2 protein-coding genes are annotated in these 5614 nt (G+C 54.3%); both read left to right on the top strand.

Translation table 11 applies throughout. The annotated features are described in order from the left end of the window. Positions 1-591 precede the first annotated feature (591 nt). Positions 592-2178 carry an SWIM zinc finger family protein gene (locus tag FS806_RS24785; RefSeq protein WP_144941988.1) on the top strand — a complete coding sequence of 529 codons (1587 nt, stop codon included), beginning with the start codon at positions 592-594 and terminating at the stop codon, positions 2176-2178. Next, positions 2175-5057 carry a DEAD/DEAH box helicase gene (locus FS806_RS24780; RefSeq protein WP_144941986.1) on the top strand — a complete coding sequence of 961 codons (2883 nt, stop codon included), beginning with the start codon at positions 2175-2177 and terminating at the stop codon, positions 5055-5057. The genes FS806_RS24785 and FS806_RS24780 overlap by 4 nt, the downstream gene beginning before the upstream one ends. Positions 5058-5614: the final 557 nt, after the last annotated feature.

Raw genomic sequence — 5614 nt, 5'->3', positions numbered from 1 at the left:
AGTTTTCAAATTTCACACTATTGAAGCAATTCAACTCTATTCTACCTTGAAAATCCATCCATTTTCATCATCTGATGATGCCGCGGTCAGCGGCATGGGGATCTAAATGGAGAAACTGCAGCTAGTTTGCGCGAAAAAGGCGGTATCAACAAAAAACCGCGATTCTAAATGTACTTTTTCTTACTTTTTCCATTTACTTCATTCATTTTCTGCCATTGGCTTGAATCTACCTACATAAAATACAGCTAAATCAAATGCCTCTCACCGATTTATAGCCGCTGCTGATTTCCGAGGATCCGACGTGGAATCGAAGGCATTCGAAAGCAAAAGCAATGGTTTTCTATTTGTGCAACACCAATCAAATCAACCGATTTTGCTCTGTTAAGGTTGAGTAATAAGTTATAACCTTAAGTTTTATAAAAGAGTTATCAGGCATTTTAGCAAAAAAACCGGCAGGTTATTAATTACTTCTATGGAAACAAAAACCTTAGGAAGATATGGTTATAAATTCAACTCACCCTAAGCATATTAATGCAAAATCTGATACTATAGAAGGTAAGCCTTTTTTTGCTTACGGAGGGTTTAAAACAGATGCCAAGGTTCAAACTTGCCAAAAACCGGATGAACCTGTTGATTGACAAATTGCAGAACCGGTTTGATCCGGAAACGCTGGAACAAGGATGGGAGCATTATCATAAGGGATTCGTAGCCAAGCTGACGCTGCAGCATGGTTACATTCTGCATGCCATCGTTCATGGAGTGGAGCCTTATGATGTCAAGATCGATCTCGAGCAGTTCGAACGAAGCGAATGCACCTGCCCGAGTACCGGCGAATGCGCCCACATGGCCGCCGCTATCTTCATGGCTTATACGGCACACGGCAGACCCGAGCTGCTCTTGATTCAACTGAAGCACACTCTGCTCACACGAACCAAGGCCGTACGTGCCGCCGGCAGGGCCAAATCGGAAGAGCGTCCGATGATTCCAGGACCGGGAGACCTTCCTGCACAGTGGCATAAAGTTTTTGACCAGCGTTTTTATGGTTTTACTCTGAGCCATCAGCATTCTGTAGATACATTTTATTCGGCGGCTGTCGATTCTCTGCTCCCGTTTGCCCAAACGTGGAACGAAGGGATCCGTTCGCTGTACCGATTGCATATCTATCTGTTCATTCTGAGAAAGATAGACGATTTTCACCAAACTCACCAAACGACTTATTTGTCTACCTATCACGTAGCCGGAAGCCGGAACGCCGCCATGAGAGCCCTCCAAGAAATAACCCAGTGGGCGAAGCAGACCGATCCCCATCCGATTTCACGGCAGCATGAGGGGCATTGGCAGGACACCATCCGGCTTGTGAGGGAATGGTCACTGCGCGGTAAACCGGGACCGGTGCCTTGGCTGGACGTCTATCGGACACTGTGGGGTCAATGGTTTGAACAAGTGGAGGAGCCGACCAAGGAACGCCACCGGCTGAAGCACATGCTCGGCCCGTCCGGCCTCCCGTCCCGCCAAGAGGATATTTTGCGCCTGGCTCTGGCCCATTTCGACATCTCCGGCGGAGACGATGAGACGGCCATTCATTCTCTGAACCGGCTGCATAACCGGCAAATCGGGGATTTTCTGTTCGTGCTGCAACAGCTTCACCAGGCGGAAGCCCCGGATCGGCTGCTGCGTTGGCTGCGCTGGCTGCTCCCGTTGATGCCGAGGCTTAAGCAGGATGAATTCCATACGCTGTGCGGTTACTGGGTAGAAGCGATGAAGCATCAGCCTTCAGACGAGGAATGGATACGCGTCATGATCGCCATGCTGCCCAGAAGCTATACTTATTACACTGATTACTTGATGAAACACGGCCGCTTCCGGCAATGGGCAGACCTTCAATTGGCAAATTCCGTCGATCCGGCCAACCTCTATCCTGATGAAATCAAAGCGGTGGAGGCATCCGATCCGGAGCTGCTGCTGCCTATCTATCATCAATCCGTGGAACGGATGATCCAGGAGAAAACCCGGCTTTCTTATAAAACGGCCGTCCGTCTGCTCCGAACTCTGCATCTTCTGTACGAGAAGCTGGACCGGCTGGACCGCTGGCAGCTGTATATCGAATTGCTGTCGGATAAATATTCCCGTCTGCGCGCTTTCCAGCAAGAACTGCAGAAAGGACAGTGGCTGTCATGATCGCTAACACTTCCTATACCGTTCATTCCAGATGGATACCTTCCGGTTCTTTCTTCCTGTGGGGAAGCCGCAAGATCGGGGGAATGGTCGATGCCTTCGAATTGAAGCAGGGTCTGTTCGCCTGGCATTCCCCCTCCTTCTACGGAATGACTATAGATACCGATGAATTTGACGGCAAGGAAGGGATTCTGCTGCCGGCCGAGCTGGCGCTGGATTTCCTGTCCGATCCTCCTTGCCCGGTCCATGGGCTAATGGAGTGGGAGCCTGAGCTCAAAGAATTAATGAGGCTGGCCCCTCACATTCAGGAAGCTCTGAAGCACGGGCGCTTCATGCCCGATTTCGCCAAGTGGAGCAAGGGGGAGCCCGGATGGAAGCTGGAGCTTCCTCCTGAGGCGCTCCCGCTCCTGTCGCCGTCCGCCAAGGAGTGGGCCGATCGGCTCATCGCGAGCCGGGTCCAAGACCAGCCGGAGCTGAGGGAAGCACTCAGCCGGCTGGAGCGAACCTATGGACGGCTCGGGCAGGAGCCTTCCGAAGCCCCGGTCTGGCGGGACGAGGAAGACTGGCTGATCGCGATCGGTTGGAAGAGCGATCCCCGCCCGTTCCGCACCTGCCTGCAGCTCCTCGAGCCCGAGAATGGGCTCGGCTGGCGCTTGCAGGTGCTGCTGCAGGACCGCGAAGACGCGGCGGTCCTGGTCCCCGTCGACGACCGTGCCGTGCCGGTCGACGAAGCTGCCGCCCTGCCCGAGAGCTGGCAGGCGGAGCTGGACCGCGCAGCGGGAGATGTGCAGCAGTGGCTGCGCATGCTCCCGTCTCTGCGCGACAAGCGCGAGCCCGACCGTCTGCGGCGGGAGGAACTGACCCACGACGAAGCGTGGGAGTTCCTCAGCCAGGGCAGCCTGCGGCTCGCAGAGGCCGGCTTCGCGGTCTTCCTGCCTGCCTGGTGGCAGCGCGTCAGGAAGCTGAAGCCGCGGATGAAGGCCCGGCTCCGTTCCGGCGCCGGGCCGCAGGGCGATTCGCTGCTCGGCCTCAATCAGCTCATGCGCTTCGACTGGCGCTTTGCCGTTGGAGACCTGGAAATGACGGAGGACGAGTTTCAGGAGCTTCTCCGGCACAACCAGCGGCTGGTCCGCTTTCGCGGCCAGTGGGTGCTGCTCGATCCGGCCCAGATCGCCCAAATCCGCGAGGTCATGAAGCGAATGAAGCCAAGCGAAGGCTTGACCTTCCGCGACATCCTCGAGCTTCATCTCAAGGAAACCTATGCGCAGAAGACCGAAGAAGACGGGGCGAGCGACGGTGACATTCGTCTGGAACTGGAGCTGACGGAGCACCTGCAGCATTTAATGGCCCAGTTCAAGCAGTTGGAGGCTATCCCGCTTGCGGAGGTGCCGGACAGCTTCCAAGGCTCGCTTCGCCCCTACCAGCGCGAAGGAGTCTCATGGATGCTCTTTCTCCGTCGCTTCGGACTTGGCGGCTGTCTCGCCGATGACATGGGCCTGGGCAAGACGATCCAGTGGATCTCTTACCTTCTGACGGTGAAAGACCAGCTGCACTGCACCGCTCCTTCACTGCTGATCTGTCCTACCTCCGTCCTTGGCAATTGGCAGAAGGAGCTTAGAAGGTTCGCGCCTTCCCTTAACGTTCGGCTGCATTACGGACCGAATCGCCATAAGGGAGAGCGCTTTGCCTCCTGGGCCGGGAACGCGGATCTTGTGCTGACTTCTTACAACCTGGCTCATCTGGACGAGGAAGAGCTCCGCTCTGTCACCTGGGACTCCATCTGTCTCGATGAAGCCCAGAATATCAAGAACGCCCATACGAAGCAGTCGTCCTCGATTCGCAGGCTTGAAGGCGGACATCGGATGGCCCTGACCGGAACACCCATCGAGAACCGGTTGACGGAGCTATGGTCCATCTTCGACTTCTTGAATCCGGGGTACCTCGGCTCTCTGCGGGAGTTCACGGGCAAGTTCGCCCATACGATCGAGCGCTCCAGCGATCCGGCCGCCCTGCAGGCTGTGCAAAGCTTGATCCGGCCCTTTCTGCTGCGTAGAGTCAAGAAAGATCCGGCTATTCAGCTTGATCTTCCCGATAAATACGAGTCCAAAACATACGTCTCGTTAACAGCCGAGCAGGCTTCCTTATACGAAAATCATATCCAGGAAATGTTCGAGCGGCTTAACCGGCTAAGCGCCATGGAACGAAGAGGGCTGATTCTCTCTTCGCTAACCAAGCTGAAGCAGCTCTGCAACCATCCGGCCCTGCTCTTGAAGGAGCCCGCGCCCATCCAATGGGAGAACCGTTCCAACAAAGTCGACCGTCTGCTGGAGATGGTCGGCGAGCTGCGGCAGGAAGGGGACCGCTGCCTGATCTTTACGCAATATATTGAGACGGGGAAAATGCTTCAATCCATCCTAAGCAGCACTCTGCAGGAACCGGTCATGTTTCTGCACGGCGGCACCCCGAGAATGGTTCGCGAGCAGATGATTGCGCGATTCCAAGGATATCCGGCCTCCGAGCATGAACCGGCGGACACCGGGAACCCCGAGCCATGCGGGATTTTCCTGCTCTCGCTGAAGGCAGGCGGGACCGGGCTTAATCTGACAGCGGCGAACCATGTCTTTCACTTCGACCGCTGGTGGAATCCGGCCGTTGAGAATCAGGCCACGGACCGGGCCTTCCGCATCGGACAAACGAGAGATGTTCAAGTGCACAAGTTCGTCACCTTGGGCACGCTGGAGGAAAGGATCGATGAAATGATCGAGCGGAAGCAAAGTCTCAGCCAGCAAATCGTCGGCAGCGGCGAGAATTGGATTACCGAGCTCTCCACGGAGGAGCTGGAAGATCTCTTCCGCTTGAGACATGACTGGATTGAAGTATGATTAGGCACTGCCGGAACGTTGTTCCGACTAAACGGCATAACAAAAAAGGCTGCTCCCCATGATATGCTTCGGGGTGCGGCCTTTTTAAGTTTACTTGGTACGACAGCTCGTTTACAGCGAAGGATCCCGAGAAAGTGGGGTCGAAAAGGCCGGCTGAACAGGTGAACGGGAGCTTTATCGTACAGCCTAGAGAGGGCTTGGGAAAATGAACGGACCTGAGAGACCCTATTTCGTCAAATTAGGCGGTTTTTTAAGACGGACACAAAAGCGCTTATTGCATAGAATTCCCCTACTTTCGCGGGCAGTTCTTGGAAATAACGTCATCTGAGTCCGTTAAAGTTAGCGAAAGGCCCTTCCGGAGCGATTAAGGTCTCTGAGGTCCGTTAAAAACCAAACCGTGCAGGTTAACCCGGTATTAGAGGTGACTTTTTTTGCCAATAGGAATTCTTCTCTTTAAAGAACTTAACAATTTCTATATGGTAAAAAAAGCTCCTAACGGAGCCTCTTCGAAGATGAATAACCCGGTTTTAAAGGTAGCTTTTTATGCCAATTAGAAA

Source organism: Paenibacillus sp. 32O-W (assembly GCF_007679495.1).
GTDB classification, from domain to species: domain Bacteria; phylum Bacillota; class Bacilli; order Paenibacillales; family NBRC-103111; genus Paenibacillus_L; species Paenibacillus_L residui.
The sequence above is the reverse complement of the archived record's forward strand: the minus strand, read 5'-3'. Positions and strand labels throughout refer to the sequence as shown.